Source organism: Synechococcus sp. CCY9202 (assembly GCF_034931685.1).
GTDB lineage: Bacteria > Cyanobacteriota > Cyanobacteriia > PCC-6307 > Cyanobiaceae > CBW1002.
Genome location: NZ_JAYGID010000062.1, coordinates 13,634 through 28,953, shown reverse-complemented (window position 1 = coordinate 28,953; position 15,320 = coordinate 13,634). Strand labels below are relative to the sequence as shown.

Here is a 15,320-nt window from a genome sequence, read left to right as displayed (position 1 = left end):
AAGAATGGCCTTCATCGTAGGAGCCGTGTTTCGGTGGGAGCTGAGTGGCGGCTGCGGGACAGGCCGGTTCACCGCCCCCGCTCGCTTCAGGCACTGGCCAGATCGGCGCTGCGCTGGGGCGCCACCAACACATCCCGCAGCAGCCGCACCACGCCACGTTCGGCCAGCCCCCGGGCGACCTGGGCCCCCATGCGGCGCAGATCGGGTTCCCCCACCAGACGCGGCAGCCGCTTCAGCAGCAACTGGGGTTCGAAGCCGGGCAGGACCCGCAGGATCAGCACCAGTTGCCGCACCGGTTCCAGATCCAGCAAGGGCTCGCTGGCTTCCCAGGGATCGCGGCGGCGCAGACCGGGTGGCTGCAGCCTGGTCGGCAGCCGTTGGCCGAGCCGCAGGGTGGCCTGCCAGGCCACCGCATCCATCCGCTCCACCACCGCGTCGACCAGCTGCTGACGCAGCAGACCCCCCTGGGGAGAAAAGAGGAAATCGAGCACCTGGTCGAGCAGGGTGTCCAGATCGAGCTGGCTCCCCTTGGAGGCGCTGGCGATGAGGTTGTCGAGGCGCTGCCAGCGGAAGATCTCGCCATCGAAGAGCATTTCCTTGAGGCTCTGCCGCAGGCTGGGATCGGGATCCTCCATCAGGCGGCGGGCGAAGTATGGATAGGCGGCACCGAGGATCTTGAAATCAGGATCCACGCTCAGGGCGATGCCCTCGAGGGTCACCAGCGAGCGGATGATCAGGGCGTAGTAGGGCGGAACCTGGAAGGGGAAGCGATACATCACCCCGGAGAGATCATCGGTCACCGCTTTGAAATCCATCCGGCTCACGCCCATCTCCAGCGCCTGGCCGAAGACGCTCTCGAAGGCGGGAACAATCGGTTCCAGGTTCACATCCTCGGCCAGAAAGCCGAGGCTGACGAAGTCCTTGGACAGGGCGCTGAAGTTGCGATTCACCAGATGGACCACCGCCTGAATCAAGCCCGTACGGGCCTCACGGCTCACCTCGCTCATCATGCCGAAATCGAGATAGGCCAGCCGCCCGTCGCTCAGGGCCAGCAGGTTGCCGGGGTGGGGATCAGCGTGGAAGAAACCGTGCTCCAGCAGTTGCTGCAGGCTGCAGTCGACTCCGATGCTCACCATCACATCCGGATCGATGCCGAGGGCCTGGACCGCCTCGAGGTTGGTGAGCTTCACCCCTTCGATCCACTGCATCGTGAGCACCCGGCGGCTGGTGGCCTGGTGGTAGATCAAGGGAACGGCGATCAGGCGGTTGTGGGCGTGCAGCGCGCGAAAGCGGTCGGCATTGGCGGCTTCATGGAAATAATCCATCTCCTCGAATACCCGCCGGCCCAGCTCATCGATCAGCCCGACCAGATCGCTGCGGATCAGCCGCACGTTCTGATTCAGCCAAGCGGCGATATTGCGCACGATGTAGAGATCCAGCGTGATCTGCTCCCTCAGTCCTGGACGCTGCACCTTCACGGCCACCCGCTCACCGGTACGGAGAACGCCGCGATGGACCTGTCCCAGTGACGCAGCCGAGATCGGCTCCCGTTCAAGGCTGGCGTAGATCGCTTCGACCGGTGCGCCCAGATCCTCTTCGATGCAGGCCATCGCCAGGGCTGAATCGAAGCCCGGCAGCTGGTCCTGCAGTTGGGCCAGTTCCTCCAGCAGCATCGGCGGAACGATGTCCGGCCGGGTGGAGAGGGCCTGTCCGGCCTTGATGAACGCGGGCCCCAGATCCACCAGCAGGTTGGCGCATTCGCGGGCCCTGGCCCGGGAGCGTTCAGGGTTGGCCAGCATGCCCAGCAGCCAGTCGGTCCCCACACCGAGCAGATAGAGGCCGATCGGAATCAGGGTCTGGGCCAGTCGGCGCAGGAGCCGCTGGGGATGTCCGGCATAGATCCTGGTGATCGCTGCCGGGTCGTACTCCAGCAGGCCGGCGGCTTCAATGAAATCGCCCAGCTCGGGCGAGCCGCCTCGAGCGGTGGTGCTCAGATCCGGCCAGGGTGTCGATCCTCCAGCCTCCCCTCCTGGACGCGCTGATGAGCGTGGAGTTGCCGAGTGGACTGCATCTCTGAAAACACTGTCCTGATGCGCAGCCTCTTCGAGGACCCTCTCTTCCACGCCAGCCTCTCCGAAGACAGCGGCGCGCATGGCGTCGGCAGCGGCGTCAGCGGCGGTTCGAACCATGCCCCAGCGCCTGTGGCGCAATCCCGTACACCCTCTTCTAGAACAATCGCAAGGCCGCTACGGTCGGGGCGAACACGTGTTCCATACCGGAGGCCGGGGTGCTCACGGGGCTGCGCCTGGAGAACATTGCCCTGATCGAACAGCTGGAGCTCGGTTTCGCGCCGGGGTTCACCGTGTTCACGGGAGAGACGGGGGCCGGTAAGTCGCTGTTGCTCGATGCCCTCGATGCCCTGCTGGGCGGTGCCCAGGGCAGTGCCGGTGCCCGGCTGCTGCGCCCTCGGGCGGAGCGGGCCGTGATCGAGGCCAGCTTCAGCCTCGATCCACCGCTGGAAGTCTGGCTGGCCCAGCAGGAGATCGAGAGCCAGGAGGGTGAGCTCTGGCTCAGCCGGGAGTGGCGCCGCAGCGAGGAGCGCCTCACCAGCCGCAATCGCCTCAATGGCGTGCTGGTCAGCCGCGCTCAGTTGCAGGAGCTGCGGCCCCTGCTGCTGGATCTCACCGTGCAGGGACAGACGCAGCAGCTGGCCCGCCCCGGTCAGCAGCGGCGTTGGTTGGATCGCTTTGCGGGTGAGCCGATCCAGTTGCTGCTTGATCCGGTGCGTCAGGCTTTTGGCCAGTGGCGTGATGCGGTCGAGGCGCTGGAGGCGGCGCAGCGCGATCGCGATCAGCTGGAGCGCGAGCGGATCGCTCAGGAGCAGCGGCTTGAGGATCTGGAGGCGGCGGACCTCGACGACCCGTTTGAGGTGCAGCGCCTCCAGAGCGAGCAGGACCGCCTCTCCCACGGGGTGCGTCTGCAGGAGGGGGTGATGAGCTTGCAGGGGCGCCTGGTGGAGGGGGCCGAGCAGGCGCCTTCGGTGTTCGATCACCTGGCTGCCTGCGAGCAGGAGCTCGCTGTGATGGAGGGGCTGGATGGTTCGGTCAGCCCCCTGCGCCAGCGCTGCACCGAGGGTTTCGTGCAGCTTCAGGATCTGATGCGCGATCTCGATCGCTACGCCGCTTCGCTGGAGAGTGATCCAGCCAGCCTGGCCCAGCTCCAGGACCGGCTCGCCACCCTCAAGGCGCTGGAGCGCCGCCACGGCTCTGATCTCGCCGGCCTGATCAGCCTGCGGGACGCGCTGCGCCAGCAGCTGGCTCCCGGTGGCGCAGCGGCGTCCCTGGCTGCCCTCGAGCAGCGGGAGCAGCAGCTGCGTCAGCGACGGGATGATCTCAATGCCGCCCTGCACGAACGGCGCCAGGCGGCGGCCCGGCAGCTGGAGCAGCAGCTGATGCAGGCCCTGCGGCCCATGGGTCTGGCCAATGTGCGTTTTGAGGTGCGGGTGGAGGCCGCCCCGGCCGGTGAGGAGGGCGCCGATGCGGTGCAGTTCCTGTTTTCCGCCAACCCGGGTCAGCCCCTGGCGCCCCTGGCGGAGGTGGCCTCGGGGGGGGAGATGAGCCGCTTCCTGCTCGCCCTCAAGACCTGCCTGGCCGCGGCCGATGCCCACGTCACCCTGCTGTTTGACGAGATCGATACGGGGGTCAGTGGCCGGGTGAGTGGGGCGATGGCGGAGTTGCTGCAGCGCCTGGCCCTGCAGCGGCAGGTGTTCTGTGTCACCCACCAGCCCCTGGTGGCGGCTGCGGCGGATCACCACTACCGCGTCAGCAAGCAGGTCGTCGACGGCGTCACCCACACCCAGGTGTCCCACCTGCGGGACACTCGCGCCCGCCAGGCGGAGCTGGCCGAGCTGGCCGGCGGTGATTCCGGTGACGCCCGCCTGTTTGCCGCCAGCCTGCTGGATCGGGCCGCCGCGCCGCCGCGGCCGGATCGCTAGAACCACCCTGCCGCCGCTCCGCTTTCCGTGCCTGCCGTGCCGCCGCGCTGGACCGCCGCTGCCATCCCCGATCTGAGCGGCCGCATTGCCCTGGTGACCGGTGCCAACAGCGGCCTGGGCCTGGAAACCGCCCGGGCCCTGGCCCACCATGGCGCCACCGTGGTGCTGGCCTGCCGCAACCGGCGCCGCGGCGAGGAGGCTCGCCAGGCCTTGCTGCCGGCGGCCCGTGGGCCGCTTGATCTGCTGGAGCTGGACCTGGCCGATCTGGCGCAGGTGGTCGCCGCGGCCGGTTGGATGGAGGAGCAGTACGGCCGGTTTGATCTGCTGATCAACAACGCCGGTGTGATGGCGCCGCCCCGCACCCTCAGCCGTGATGGGTTCGAACTGCAGTTCGCCACCAACCACCTGGGTCATTTCGCCCTCACCCTGGCCCTGCTGCCTCTGCTCGAGGGCCAGCCCGATGCCCGCGTGGTCACGGTCACCTCCGGTGCCCAGTACTTCGGCCGCATCGCCTTCGATGATCTGCAGGCGGAGCGCTCCTACGACCGCTGGCGCGCCTACGGCCAGAGCAAACTCGCCAACGTGATGTTCGCCCTGGAGCTGCAGCAGCGTCTGGAGCAGGCCGGCAGCACGGTGCGCTCCTTCGCGGCCCACCCCGGCCTGGCCCGCACCAATCTTCAGCCCGCTTCGGTGGAGGCCAGCGGTGCCCGCTTCGAGGCCCTGGCCTACCGGTTGATGGATCCCCTCTTCCAGAGCGCCGCCATGGGGGCTTTGCCCCAGCTGTTTGCCGCCACGGCCCCGCAGGCGGAGGGTGGCGGCCATTACGGCCCCGATCAATGGGGTGGTCTGCGGGGCTGGCCCGCGGCGGTGCGGGTTGCCCCGGCCGCCCTCGATGGCCAGCAGCGCCGCCGGCTGTGGGAGTGCAGTGAAGCGCTCTGCGCTGCCGCCAGCCCGGCGCTGGCCACCCGGATGTCGGCAGTGGGCACTGCAGTGAGCCCTGCCTAAGTTGGCCGCAGCTCCTGGGTGTCGTGGTGCCGCGTCTTCGTTCCCTTGCCGCCCCTCTGGCTACCGGTCTGCTGCTGTTGCCTGCGCTGGCACCGCCCGCCGCCCATGCGGCCGAGCAGGTGGTGTTCGTCAGCGGGGCCTTCCGCCGCTCGATTCCGGTGGCGGATCTGGCCCATCTGGCGGAAACCGGCGAAGCGCGAGGCCTGCTGGGGGATGTGCTGCGGCTGGGACGGCAGAACCCGGCTGAGCTGGCCAAGCTCCTGAATGTGCAGATCCGCCTGCCCCTGGTGCTCACCAGCCGTCTGCTCGGCACCCGCATCGGCGAGGCGGCCCTCAACCGGGTCGCCCGGATCGTCTTCCCCCTCAAGGCACCGGGCGTGGCGGTTCCGGCCCTGAGGGCCGCCACGATCCTGGGGCTGGAGAAGGGGGACGGCAGCCTGTCGCCGCTCGGCTTCCTGCAGGCCTATCCCAACCAGGATCTGGCCGTGAGCTTGCCTCAGCTCAGGATTGCCTTCAACCGACTCAACTCGGTCACCGATGTGGTGCGCGGCTTTCTGGAAACGGATCTGGGCGGCCAGAGCGGTGCTGCCGGCAATGGCACCGCCCCCTAGCCGGGCCAGGAGGGTGCCGGATCACTGAATGGGTCAGGCCAGCGCGCCTAGAATCCACCGTTCACCAGGCCGCCGCATGCCCCGCGCCACAGCCTCTGCCAGCCCCGCGGCAACAGCAGCGGCCCCGAACGGCGCCACCAGTGCCAGCGAGGCTGCCCTCACCCTCAACGGCGGCAGCCTTGAGGATGTGATCCGGGTGCGGGGCGCCAGGCAGCACAACCTCAAGAACGTCGATCTCACGATTCCGCGCAATCGCCTGGTGGTGTTCACCGGCGTGAGCGGCAGCGGCAAGAGCTCGCTGGCCTTCGACACGATCTTCGCCGAAGGGCAGCGCCGCTACGTCGAGAGCCTCTCGGCCTACGCGCGCCAGTTCCTCGGCCAGGTGGACAAGCCGGATGTGGATGCGATCGAGGGGCTCTCGCCGGCGATCTCGATCGATCAGAAATCCACCAGCCACAATCCCCGCTCCACCGTGGGCACGGTGACCGAGATCCAGGACTATCTGCGCCTGTTGTTCGGTCGGGCTGGTGAGCCCCACTGCCCCCAGTGCGACCGCTCGATCCGGCCCCAGACCATCGACGAGATGGTCGACCAGATCCTCACCCTTCCCGAGGGCACCCGCTACCAGCTGCTGGCGCCGGTGGTGCGGGGCAAGAAGGGCACCCACGTGAAGCTGCTGGGGGGCCTGGTGGCGGAGGGCTTCGCGCGGGTGCGGATCAACGGCGAGGTGCGCGAACTGGCCGACAACATCGAGCTCGACAAGAACCACGCCCACCACATCGAGGTGGTGGTCGACCGGCTCGTGGCCCGCGATGGCATCCAGGAGCGGCTCACCGATTCGCTGCGCACGGCCCTGAAGCGCGGCGACGGTCTGGCCCTGGTGGAGGTGGTGCCCAAGACCGGCGAGGAGCTGCCGGAGGGGCTGGAGCGGGAGCGCCTCTATTCGGAGAACTTCGCCTGCCCGGTGCATGGCGCCGTGATGGAGGAGCTCTCGCCGCGGCTGTTCTCCTTCAACAGCCCCTATGGCGCCTGTCCGGATTGCCATGGCCTCGGCCACCTGCGCCAGTTCACCGAGGATCGGGTGGTGCCGGATCCGTCGCTGCCGGTCTATGCGGCGATCGCCCCGTGGAGCGACAAAGACAGCTCCTACTACTTCTCCCTGCTCTACTCGGTGGGGGAGGCCTTCGGTTTCGAGATCAAGCTGCCCTGGAGCGAACTCGGCCAGGAGCAGCGCCAGGTGCTGCTGCATGGCAGCAGCGAGCCGATCCCGATCCAGGCCGACAGCCGCTACCGCAAGAGCCAGACCTACGAGCGTCCCTTCGAGGGGATCCTGCCGATCCTGGAGCGGCAGCTGCGCGATGCCAGCGGTGAGGCGGTGCGGCAGAAACTGGAGAAGTACCTCGAACTGGTGCCCTGCTCCACCTGCCAGGGGCTGCGGCTGCGGCCCGAGGCCCTGGCGGTGCGGGTGGGTCCGTACCGGATCCACGAGCTCACCAGCACCAGCGTGGGCGAGAGCCTGGCCCGGATCGAGGCGCTGATGGGGGTCGGGGCCAGTGCCGGGGCGCCGCCGCTGCTCAGCCCCCGCCAGATCCAGATCGGCGACCTGGTGCTGCGGGAGATCCGCATGCGCCTCAAGTTCCTGCTCGATGTGGGGCTCGACTACCTCAGCCTCGACCGCCCGGCCATGACCCTTTCGGGCGGGGAGGCCCAGCGCATCCGCCTCGCCACCCAGATCGGTGCCGGCCTCACCGGCGTGCTCTACGTGCTGGATGAGCCGAGCATCGGCCTGCACCAGCGGGACAACGATCGCCTGCTGGCCACCCTGCTGAAGCTGCGGGATCTGGGCAACACCCTGATCGTGGTGGAACACGACGAGGACACGATCCGCGCCGCCGACTATGTGGTGGACATCGGTCCCGGCGCCGGGGTGCACGGCGGCCGCATCGTGTCCGAGGGAGGTCTTGAGCAGCTGCTGGCGGCGGAGGATTCACTCACCGGCGCCTACCTCAGCGGCCGGCGCTCGATTCCCACCCCCGCGGAGCGCCGCCAGGCCTGCACCCGCCAGCTCACCCTGGTGAACTGCCGCCGCAACAACCTGGACGACATCAGCGTTGAGATCCCACTGGGGCGGTTGGTGTGCGTGACCGGTGTGAGCGGCAGTGGCAAGAGCACCCTGGTCAATGAGCTGCTCCATCCGGCCTTGGAGCACAAGCTCGGCCTGAAGGTGCCTTTCCCCTCGGGGCTGGAGTCGCTGAAGGGGATGAAGTCGATCGACAAGGTGATCGTGATCGACCAGAGCCCGATCGGTCGCACGCCCCGGTCCAATCCAGCCACTTATACCGGCGCTTTTGATCCGATCCGCCAGGTGTTCGCCGCCACGGTGGAGGCCAAGGCGCGGGGCTACCAGGTGGGTCAGTTCAGCTTCAACGTCAAAGGGGGGCGCTGCGAGGCCTGCAGCGGGCAGGGCGTCAATGTGATCGAGATGAATTTCCTGCCGGATGTGTATGTGCAGTGTGATGTCTGCAAGGGGGCGCGCTACAACCGCGAGACCCTGCAGGTGACCTACAAGGGCTTCACCATCGCCGATGTGCTGCAGATGACGGTGGAGCAGGCTGCCGATGTGTTCTCCGCTATCCCCCAGGCGGCGGATCGATTGCGCACCCTGGTGGATGTGGGTCTGGGCTACATCAAGCTCGGCCAGCCGGCGCCCACCCTCTCTGGTGGGGAAGCGCAGCGGGTGAAGCTCGCCACCGAGCTCTCCAAACGTGCCACCGGGAAAACGCTCTATCTGATCGATGAACCCACCACTGGCCTGAGCTTCTACGACGTGCACAAGCTGATGGACGTGATGCAGCGGCTGGTGGACAAGGGCAATTCAATCCTGGTGATCGAGCACAACCTCGATGTGATCCGCTGTGCCGACTGGATCATCGACCTCGGGCCTGAAGGGGGCGACAAGGGCGGTGAGATCGTGGTCTGCGGCACCCCGGAGGAGGTGGCGGAACATCCCACCAGTCACACCGGCCGGTACCTCAAGCAGGTGCTGGAGCAGCATCCCCCTGTGGAGGTGGCTGCCTGATCGTTGGCTGCCTGGCGGTTGGATGTGCCGGTGATTCCTGCCTGTCTGACAGGGATACGAGCGGGATAGACCGTCATCGTCTGGCTGACGCCCTTGAGGGGCACCTCATGTTTTTCCTGGATTAGATCGCGGGATTCCGTGAGGTTGTCCCAGACGGCCTGGCTGATCAGGATGTCGCAATTGAAATCCCTGGTCTTGCGCTCAATTCGGCTGGCGATATTCACGCAATCACCCACAAGCCCGAAGCGCAGGTCGTCTACCGGGCCAGTGTTCTCCACGACGGTGGGTCCGTAATGGATGCCGATGCCAACGTCAACAGAGCGATTGAATTCCTTTCGGAGTGCTTCGGAGAGCACGAGGATTCTTTTGCGGATTGCAAAGGCGGTTTTCACAGCATCTTCGCAATAGGATCCTGAATCGGTTTCCTGGATGCCGAATACACAGCTCAGTTCGTCGCCAACCCAGAGGTTGATCGTTCCATGGTTTTAGACAATCTCCTCCTTCAGTGCCGTGAAATAGCGATTCAGGATATACACCAAGTCGAACGCGGGAATGCTTTCTGAAAGGGGGTGAATCCTTTGAGATCCACGAACAGGATCGCCAGGGATCGAACAACGCCTAACCCCCCCCCTGTTTGGCTTTTCGTTTTTCCGCTTTCCTCTCCCCGGGAGGTTTGATCAGTCGCTTGATCTTCACCTTTCCTCTGTCGCGAAATCTCGTCGCACAGCCCAGCCGTATGTTATCCGGCCAGTGGAGGCGCTCGGCAATGCGTGCTTCCTCAGGGGTTCTTGGCTCCAGATAATCCAGCCCTTCGAGAACCTCAACCTTGCAGGAGCTGCAGATGGTTTTTCCTCCGCATGCCGAAACCATTTCGATATCGGATTCGATCGCGATAACGAGCAGCGTCTTGTCCGGGTGATGCCAGGGAGTGCTCAGCTGAGCGCATGCCCAGTTGATCTCCATGCGCGATAGAGTGTTTTAGCAATTCTAGTTCAACTCTCCTCCTCTTGTCTCTGGCTCCGGCGCCGGGGTATCCCACGGTCTGCGCAGAACGCGGCGGACCATCGGAATGAAGGTCTCGATTGGTTCTTGGGGATAGTCCGGATCGAATGAGACCTCGTCGTACAGGGCGCAGAACTCAGCGGTGTAGGCGAAGTGCGGGCTCTCCCGGTAGGCCTCCCGGCCGTTCGGGTCGATGCCCACCTGGCTGCCGTAGAAGTAGGTCTGGAACACCGGATGGTGGGCGAGCATCCAGTGGTTCTCCTCCCGGATGAACGGCTTGAGGATGGCGGCGATCACCTCACCGTGATTGAGGGGGCCGAGTGCCTCCCCCACGTCGTGCAGCAGGGCCACCACCACGGTTTCCTCGTCGCGGCCGTCCCGCAGGGCCCGGGTCGCCGCCTGCAGGGAATGGGTGCGGCGATCCACGGGGTAGGCCTCGTCCCCGCCCAGCCTCTCCAGCAGATCGAGCAGCAGATCCGGGAGCTGCAGCAGGTTCTGCTCATGCACCGTGCGCAGCAGCCGGAAATCGTCCGGGCTCATCTCGTCCATGCGGTGGAACCGCATGCGCTCGCCCTGCGGCGTTGGCTCCATGGTCTGCGGAAGTACCCTCATCCTCACCCTATGGAGCAGGCCTCCCACCGGGTGGAGGGAGCTGTGAACAGTCCCATGGCGTTCGGACGCTCCGGTGCCACCATCCAGGGATCCAGGCACGCGGATGCCCGCTTCCGGAGCCAGTTCCCCATGTCCCATCGACAGGCCGACGAACCCCTCCGCTGGCGGTGGCGTTACCGCGGCACCGGCACCAGTACAGGCAGTGGCAATGGCGAACGCATCCGGGCCCAGGGCCGCTTCCTCACCGATCGGGACCCCGACGGGGATGGCTTCCACGAAATTCTGCGCATCCGTGGCCAGCGCAACGGGGACCGGATCACCGGGCTGGTGCCCGCTGGCACCTCCATCCCCGGTAATGCCCCCTACACCGGCGACAACCTCGTGCGCTACGAGCCCCGGCGCTTGCCGGAGGGGCGGAAGAGCGATCCCCAGCTGACCCAGAGCGGCATCCAGTTCGCCCTGGCGGATGGCACCTACTCGAACGTGTTCCACGCCGGCTTCCTCACTCCGCCCACGGGCCTGGACTTTCATTCCGTGCCGCCCTTCCCCCAGGGGACCACGCCCCCCAACAGTGAATCTCCCGTGCTGTTCCGTGCCTGGGTCGTGGGTTGACGCCTTCCGGTGCGGTGTGCGGTAACTGGGGAGTTCAGGGGGCGAGCGTGCTGCGGTAGCTCCTCACTTCCGTGGGGACATGCCGGATCGTGGTGGTGACTGTACCGAGGCCACTCTTCTCCAGCACCTGACTCAATTCCCCGTGCAGCTGATCCAGGATCTGATCATCGAGCAGGCTAGATGGGGCATAGAGCTGGAAGTCGACCTTCACCCCTTTGGAATTTGTCTGGACGCTCAGATTCTTGAGCTGGATCACTTCGCGGTAGTGGGGATACCGCTCCCACAGTTTCGCGATCTGGCTGTCGATCCTTTTCTCCAGGATGAATTCCCCCATCGCTCCACTCAAGGGCCCGCTCACCACGGCCAGCAGGAGCCCCAGAGACACCAGGCTCACCCCCGCCCGTCGCCAGTGGCCGTACCGCTGCCACAGGAAGACGAGGGATGCGGCCACGGTGATGCCGATCAGGTTGGCGCAGAAGAGCAGCAGGGCTCCCGTCGTGACCTGATTGCCGATCCCGATGGGCACGACGGTTTCCACCGAGACGCCGATGTCGTCCCGCAGGCCGAGGCCGATTCCGGCGACACACAGGGGAGGGACCAGAGCCACGGCGATCGCGACGCCTGCAATGGAATTGGCGATCTTGGGCCTGGTCAGGGAGAAGGCACCGGCGGCACCGGCCGCCAGAGCGATGCCGAGATCCACGATGTTGGGTGTGGTGCGGGCGATGATTTCCCGGCTCAGGATCGTGGCTGGTACCGCTTCATCGAGGGCCCAGGCCAGCAGCATCACCGTGCAACTTCCCAGCACAATCGTGAGCAAGGAACGTTGAATGAGGATCCCGTCGGAGGTGCTGATCCCGAAGGCACAACTCAGGATCGGATTCATCAACGGCGCCACGATCATGGCGCCGATCACCACAGCGGGGCTGTCGACCAGAAGCCCCAGTGTTGCAATGATCGTGGACGTGATCAGCAATACAAAGAACGACAGGCTTGGAAAGGAGGATTCCACCCTGTCTTCCTGCAGGGAGTCATGGCTGATCGGCGGCTCTGCTGGGGTGTTCCGGCTTGGGCGAAGGCCTCCGAGGAACTTCAGAGCGCGTGGGGGAAGTGTCACGAAGCCGCTGAGTTTCTGTTTCGCAGTGTGGTCGGGATGATCCACTCCTGACCACAGCAAGATGCCGTTGCGCTCCCTCTCCCCGCAGCAGACCAGAAACGCCCTTCTGGTGGGGTTCGCCGGTTTTCTCGCCACTGCCCTCTACCTCTGGTCCGGGCCTGCGGTAGCGGCCGAACAGGGCTTCTATCTGGTGTACGGAGCCGTGCGCAGCCTGCTGCCCAGCCGGGATGCCTCCCTGCAGGCGGCCCAGGCACGGCTGCAGGGCACGGCCTTCGGCGGGGTGGTGGTGTTCCTGGTGATGCTCGCCTTCCGCGACTGGCTCGCCATGGGGGTGGCCTACGTGCTGATTCATCGGATCGGTCGGCGCTGCGGCTTCAGCAGCGCCACCCTTGTGAACGCGGGGGTGATGGTGGTGCTCCTGCTCGGTGTGCCCGCCTACGGGGCCATGGGGTTCCGCTATGTCTTCGATCGCACCCTCTGGCATGCCCTGGGCCTCGGGATCGGCATGGCCGTGGAGCGTCTGTTCTGGCCGGATGCGCCGCTGCAGCGCCTGATCACCAGCGAACGGGCTCTGGTGCAGCGGCTGCACGATCTGCTGGCCGGCCGCCAGGTTTGCTCGGCCGAGTCCCTGATCGCCAGCTATGCGGAGCACCGGGCGGTCCGCTCGGAGGTTCTGCGGGGCAGCGAGGCGGCCCTGCTGCAGTCCCCCTCCTACCGCGATCGTCACGACTGCCTCGAGATCGCCCTGCGCCACGCCGTGGCCATGCTGCGCGGCCCCACGGTGCTCAAGACCCTGGATGAACGGGCCTGCCGGGAGGCCCTGGGGCGCTACGGCACCTTCCCGGAGCTGGCCTGAGCATGGCCTCCTCCCCCTCGTCGTCCTCGCCCGCGCCCCTGGCGCTGATCCTCCGCAACGGCAGCGTGCTGGCGCTGCTGATGGCCGCCGCCGCCTTCCTGGGCCTGCCCGAGGGGCTGTTCCTGGCGCTGGGGGCCCTCACGGTGCTCGAGTCCGACCTCGGCCAGGGCGTGCTGGCCGGCCGGGAGCGCCTGCTCGGCACCCTCTGCGGCCTGGTGGCGGTGGTGATCGCGGCCGGCGCCCTCGGCGGCGCACCGCTGCCCCTGGCGATCTTCGGGGGGCTCACCCTGGTGCGTCTGTTCAGCTTCGCGGCGGGCCTGCGCAGCGGCTACATCGTGGGCGGGCAGGTGGTGGCGGGGAGCCTGCTCCACCACGGCCTCGAGTGGTGGCCCTATGCCCTGTTCCGCACGGTCACCACCCTGCTGGGGGTGGGGATCGGCATTCTCGTGTCGCGGCACATCTACAGCCAGCGCAGCCTGCTGCTCTGGCAGGCCGACTGCCGCCAGTGGCTGCTCGACCTGGCCGATGCCCTCGAGCGTGTGGCCCTGACCCAGCACTCGGAGGAGCCCTATCTGCGGATGCGGGAGCGGCGCGATGGCCTGCGCCGGCGCCTGCCGCAGCTGGCGGCCGAGCAGGGGGTGCTCCATCTCAGCGGCGAGGATCCCCTCAACCTGGCGCAGGATCTGCTGCTCCAGGCCGGCACGGTGCTCAGCTGTGCCCGCGATCTCCACCCCATCCTTGCCGCGGCCGGGCCCGGCTCCGCCGCGGCCACCTTCCCCTGGGCTCCCCTGATCAGCTGTGGGGCGGCCCACTTGCGCGCCTCTGCCTGCGGCTCCGATGGGCGCCGCAGCCGCCGGGATCTGCAGGCTCTGCGGCAGCGGCTGCAGCGCCAGCTGGAGGATCAGCCCCCCTCAGGCGAAGGCGAGCTGCTGCTCTGCAGCCGCCTGCTGATGCTCAGCGATGCCCTGCTCAGCCTGCGCAGCCTTCCCGCTGGGGCCCGGCCTGCCCTGGCCGGCCCGGTCCGCGCTCCTTAGGAGACTGCTGAAAAACCCCTTCAAGGGCCATTCAGCCCGGGAACGCCTGACTCCGAGCCCAGTGTTCACGGGCGCTGCGCCCAGAGGTCAGACTCAAGTCATGGCGACCTCGGGACTTTTTCAGCAGGCTCTTAGCCTGAGATCCCAGTGGCAGGAGTGTCTCCGGCCTCGTCCATGCTTGAGTCCCTTTCCCCTGCGCCCTTCCTGGAGCCGGATCCCCGGCCCGCCTTGCCGGACTGGGCCCGCTCCGCTTCTTCCTCCTCCGCCCTCTTCCCGTTCGGGACACCGCCGGAGCCGCCGGCGCCCGAGGCAGCCGCGGCGATGCCGCCGATTCCTCCCGTGATCCCCTCACCGGGGAACCCTTCGATCGTCTGCAGGTGCTGCCCGAGGATGGCCGGCGCATCTACCGCGAGGCCTTCGCCCTGGCTGAGCAGCAGATCCGCATCGAGATCTGCGTGCTGGAGGATCCGAAGATCCTGGCCGGCCTGCGGGATGCCCTGGACCGCGGCGTGCGGGTGCGGGCGATCGTGGACCGGGGCAAATACGAGGCGCTGGAGCCGGAACGGCAGAACCTGGCGGCGGAGTTCGTGGCCGCCGGCGGGGAGCTGCACCTCAGCAATCCGATCTTTCCGCGCTCTTTTCCCAAGACGATCCTGATCGATTCGAAGCTGCTGGTGTACGGCTCCGCCTGCCTCGACTCCACCACCTTCGCCCAGTACCGCGATTTCGCCCTCAGCAGCACCGATCCCACCGTGCTGCGCACGATCCGCCGCCTCTTCGCCAACGACTGGGCCTATTCGGCCCCGGTGGGACAGGAACCGCCCGCCTTCAATCCCACTCCCCCAGTGGAGCCGCCGGAGCTGCTGATCGCACCGCGCAACGCCGCTTCCGGCATGGCGGATCTCTACCAGCAGGCCGAGCGGCGGCTGGATGTGTACACCGAGGAGCTGGGCAATGCGGCCCTCGAGAGCGAACTGGTGGCGGCGGTGGCCCGCGGGGTGATCGTGCGTCTGATCACCCCGGTACAGGTGAACGGCGCCAGTGAGGAGCAGAACCGCCAGCACACCGCATCGATCCAGGCCCTCTCGGCCGCCGGCGTGCGGGTGCGCACCAGCGGGCCGCTCGAGAGCTTCGATGCGCCCTACATGCATGCCCGCGCCGCCCGGGTGGATGGGCGCCTCGCCTATGTGGGCTCGATCAGCCTCTCCCCCGACTCGGCGACCCTGAACCGGGAGATGGGTCTGATCGAGGACGATCCCACCATCGTGGCCCAGCTCGGTCGCCAGTTCGTCAAGGATTTCCGGCGCCTGACCCCGGCAGCCTGACCCCGGCAGCCTGTGGCGCCGGTTGCTGTTGCCGGGGTCGGATGGATCACAATTCCCTGCAGGCCTTTCCCTC

General features: G+C 67.1%; 13 protein-coding genes. 8 read left to right on the top strand and 5 right to left on the bottom strand.

Annotation, left to right across the window (positions count from 1 at the left end; translation table 11 throughout):
- Positions 1–86: 86 nt before the first annotated feature.
- A complete protein-coding gene (locus VB777_RS08810; RefSeq protein WP_323248414.1) occupies positions 87–2,189 on the bottom strand; it encodes an AarF/ABC1/UbiB kinase family protein in 2,103 nt (700 codons plus the stop codon).
- Between the two features lie 98 nt (positions 2,190–2,287).
- Here VB777_RS08810 and recN point away from each other — a divergent pair, with 98 nt between their 5' ends.
- From recN to uvrA, 4 genes are all read left to right on the top strand, one after another.
- Positions 2,288–3,994 (top strand): DNA repair protein RecN, encoded by a 1,707-nt coding sequence (recN, locus tag VB777_RS08805; RefSeq protein WP_323248412.1) that lies wholly within the window; start codon positions 2,288–2,290, stop codon positions 3,992–3,994.
- A gap of 36 nt (positions 3,995–4,030) precedes the next feature.
- Positions 4,031–4,999, top strand: coding sequence for an oxidoreductase (locus VB777_RS08800; protein WP_231598121.1), 969 nt, complete (start codon positions 4,031–4,033; stop codon positions 4,997–4,999).
- Between the two features lie 23 nt (positions 5,000–5,022).
- Positions 5,023–5,610, top strand: a complete 588-nt coding sequence (locus tag VB777_RS08795) for an alpha/beta hydrolase (protein WP_323248410.1) — start codon at positions 5,023–5,025, stop codon at positions 5,608–5,610.
- Between the two features lie 76 nt (positions 5,611–5,686).
- Positions 5,687–8,689, top strand: coding sequence for an excinuclease ABC subunit UvrA (gene uvrA, locus VB777_RS08790; RefSeq protein WP_323248408.1), 3,003 nt, complete (start codon positions 5,687–5,689; stop codon positions 8,687–8,689).
- Here the strand turns inward: uvrA and VB777_RS08785 are convergent.
- The 3 genes from VB777_RS08785 to VB777_RS08775 form a co-directional block, all read right to left on the bottom strand.
- Positions 8,626–9,138 (bottom strand): adenylate/guanylate cyclase domain-containing protein, encoded by a 513-nt coding sequence (locus VB777_RS08785; RefSeq protein WP_323248426.1) that lies wholly within the window; start codon positions 9,136–9,138, stop codon positions 8,626–8,628. The genes uvrA and VB777_RS08785 overlap by 64 nt on opposite strands.
- Before the next feature lie 169 nt (positions 9,139–9,307).
- The gene (locus VB777_RS08780) at positions 9,308–9,652 is read right to left on the bottom strand and encodes a 2Fe-2S iron-sulfur cluster-binding protein (RefSeq protein WP_322757929.1); all 345 of its coding nucleotides are present in this window, start codon (positions 9,650–9,652) and stop codon (positions 9,308–9,310) included.
- 24 nt (positions 9,653–9,676) lie between these two features.
- The gene (locus VB777_RS08775) at positions 9,677–10,282 is read right to left on the bottom strand and encodes an HD domain-containing protein (RefSeq protein ID WP_323248406.1); all 606 of its coding nucleotides are present in this window, start codon (positions 10,280–10,282) and stop codon (positions 9,677–9,679) included.
- Between the two features lie 150 nt (positions 10,283–10,432).
- On the opposite strand from VB777_RS08775, the gene VB777_RS08770 reads away from it, so the two are divergent.
- Positions 10,433–10,915 (top strand): hypothetical protein, encoded by a 483-nt coding sequence (locus VB777_RS08770; protein WP_323248404.1) that lies wholly within the window; start codon positions 10,433–10,435, stop codon positions 10,913–10,915.
- Positions 10,916–10,949: 34 nt separating this feature from the next.
- Here VB777_RS08770 and VB777_RS08765 read toward each other — a convergent pair whose 3' ends face one another.
- On the bottom strand, positions 10,950–11,927 hold the full coding sequence (locus VB777_RS08765) for a DUF389 domain-containing protein (RefSeq protein ID WP_323248402.1): 978 nt from the start codon (positions 11,925–11,927) through the stop codon (positions 10,950–10,952).
- A gap of 166 nt (positions 11,928–12,093) precedes the next feature.
- On the opposite strand from VB777_RS08765, the gene VB777_RS08760 reads away from it, so the two are divergent.
- The 3 genes from VB777_RS08760 (at position 12,094) to VB777_RS08750 (ending at position 15,247) form a co-directional block, all read left to right on the top strand.
- Positions 12,094–12,888 carry an FUSC family protein gene (locus VB777_RS08760; protein ID WP_323248401.1) on the top strand — a complete coding sequence of 265 codons (795 nt, stop codon included), beginning with the start codon at positions 12,094–12,096 and terminating at the stop codon, positions 12,886–12,888.
- A gap of 2 nt (positions 12,889–12,890) precedes the next feature.
- The gene (locus VB777_RS08755; RefSeq protein ID WP_323248399.1) at positions 12,891–13,922 is read left to right on the top strand and encodes an FUSC family protein; all 1,032 of its coding nucleotides are present in this window, start codon (positions 12,891–12,893) and stop codon (positions 13,920–13,922) included.
- Between the two features lie 377 nt (positions 13,923–14,299).
- On the top strand, positions 14,300–15,247 hold the full coding sequence (locus VB777_RS08750) for a phospholipase D-like domain-containing protein (protein ID WP_323248396.1): 948 nt from the start codon (positions 14,300–14,302) through the stop codon (positions 15,245–15,247).
- Positions 15,248–15,320 lie beyond the last annotated feature (73 nt).

Excerpts from the sequence above, each read along its gene's own strand:
- uvrA (WP_323248408.1), top strand. The coding sequence starts at position 5,687 with ATGCCCCGCGCCACAGCCTCTGCCAGCCCCGCGGCAACAGCAGCGGCC.
- VB777_RS08755 (WP_323248399.1), top strand. The coding sequence starts at position 12,891 with ATGGCCTCCTCCCCCTCGTCGTCCTCGCCCGCGCCCCTGGCGCTGATC.
- VB777_RS08810 (WP_323248414.1), bottom strand. The coding sequence starts at position 2,189 with ATGGTTCGAACCGCCGCTGACGCCGCTGCCGACGCCATGCGCGCCGCT.
- VB777_RS08760 (WP_323248401.1), top strand. The coding sequence starts at position 12,094 with ATGCCGTTGCGCTCCCTCTCCCCGCAGCAGACCAGAAACGCCCTTCTG.
- VB777_RS08775 (WP_323248406.1), bottom strand. The coding sequence starts at position 10,282 with ATGGAGCCAACGCCGCAGGGCGAGCGCATGCGGTTCCACCGCATGGAC.
- VB777_RS08770 (WP_323248404.1), top strand. The coding sequence starts at position 10,433 with ATGTCCCATCGACAGGCCGACGAACCCCTCCGCTGGCGGTGGCGTTAC.
- VB777_RS08780 (WP_322757929.1), bottom strand. The coding sequence starts at position 9,652 with ATGGAGATCAACTGGGCATGCGCTCAGCTGAGCACTCCCTGGCATCAC.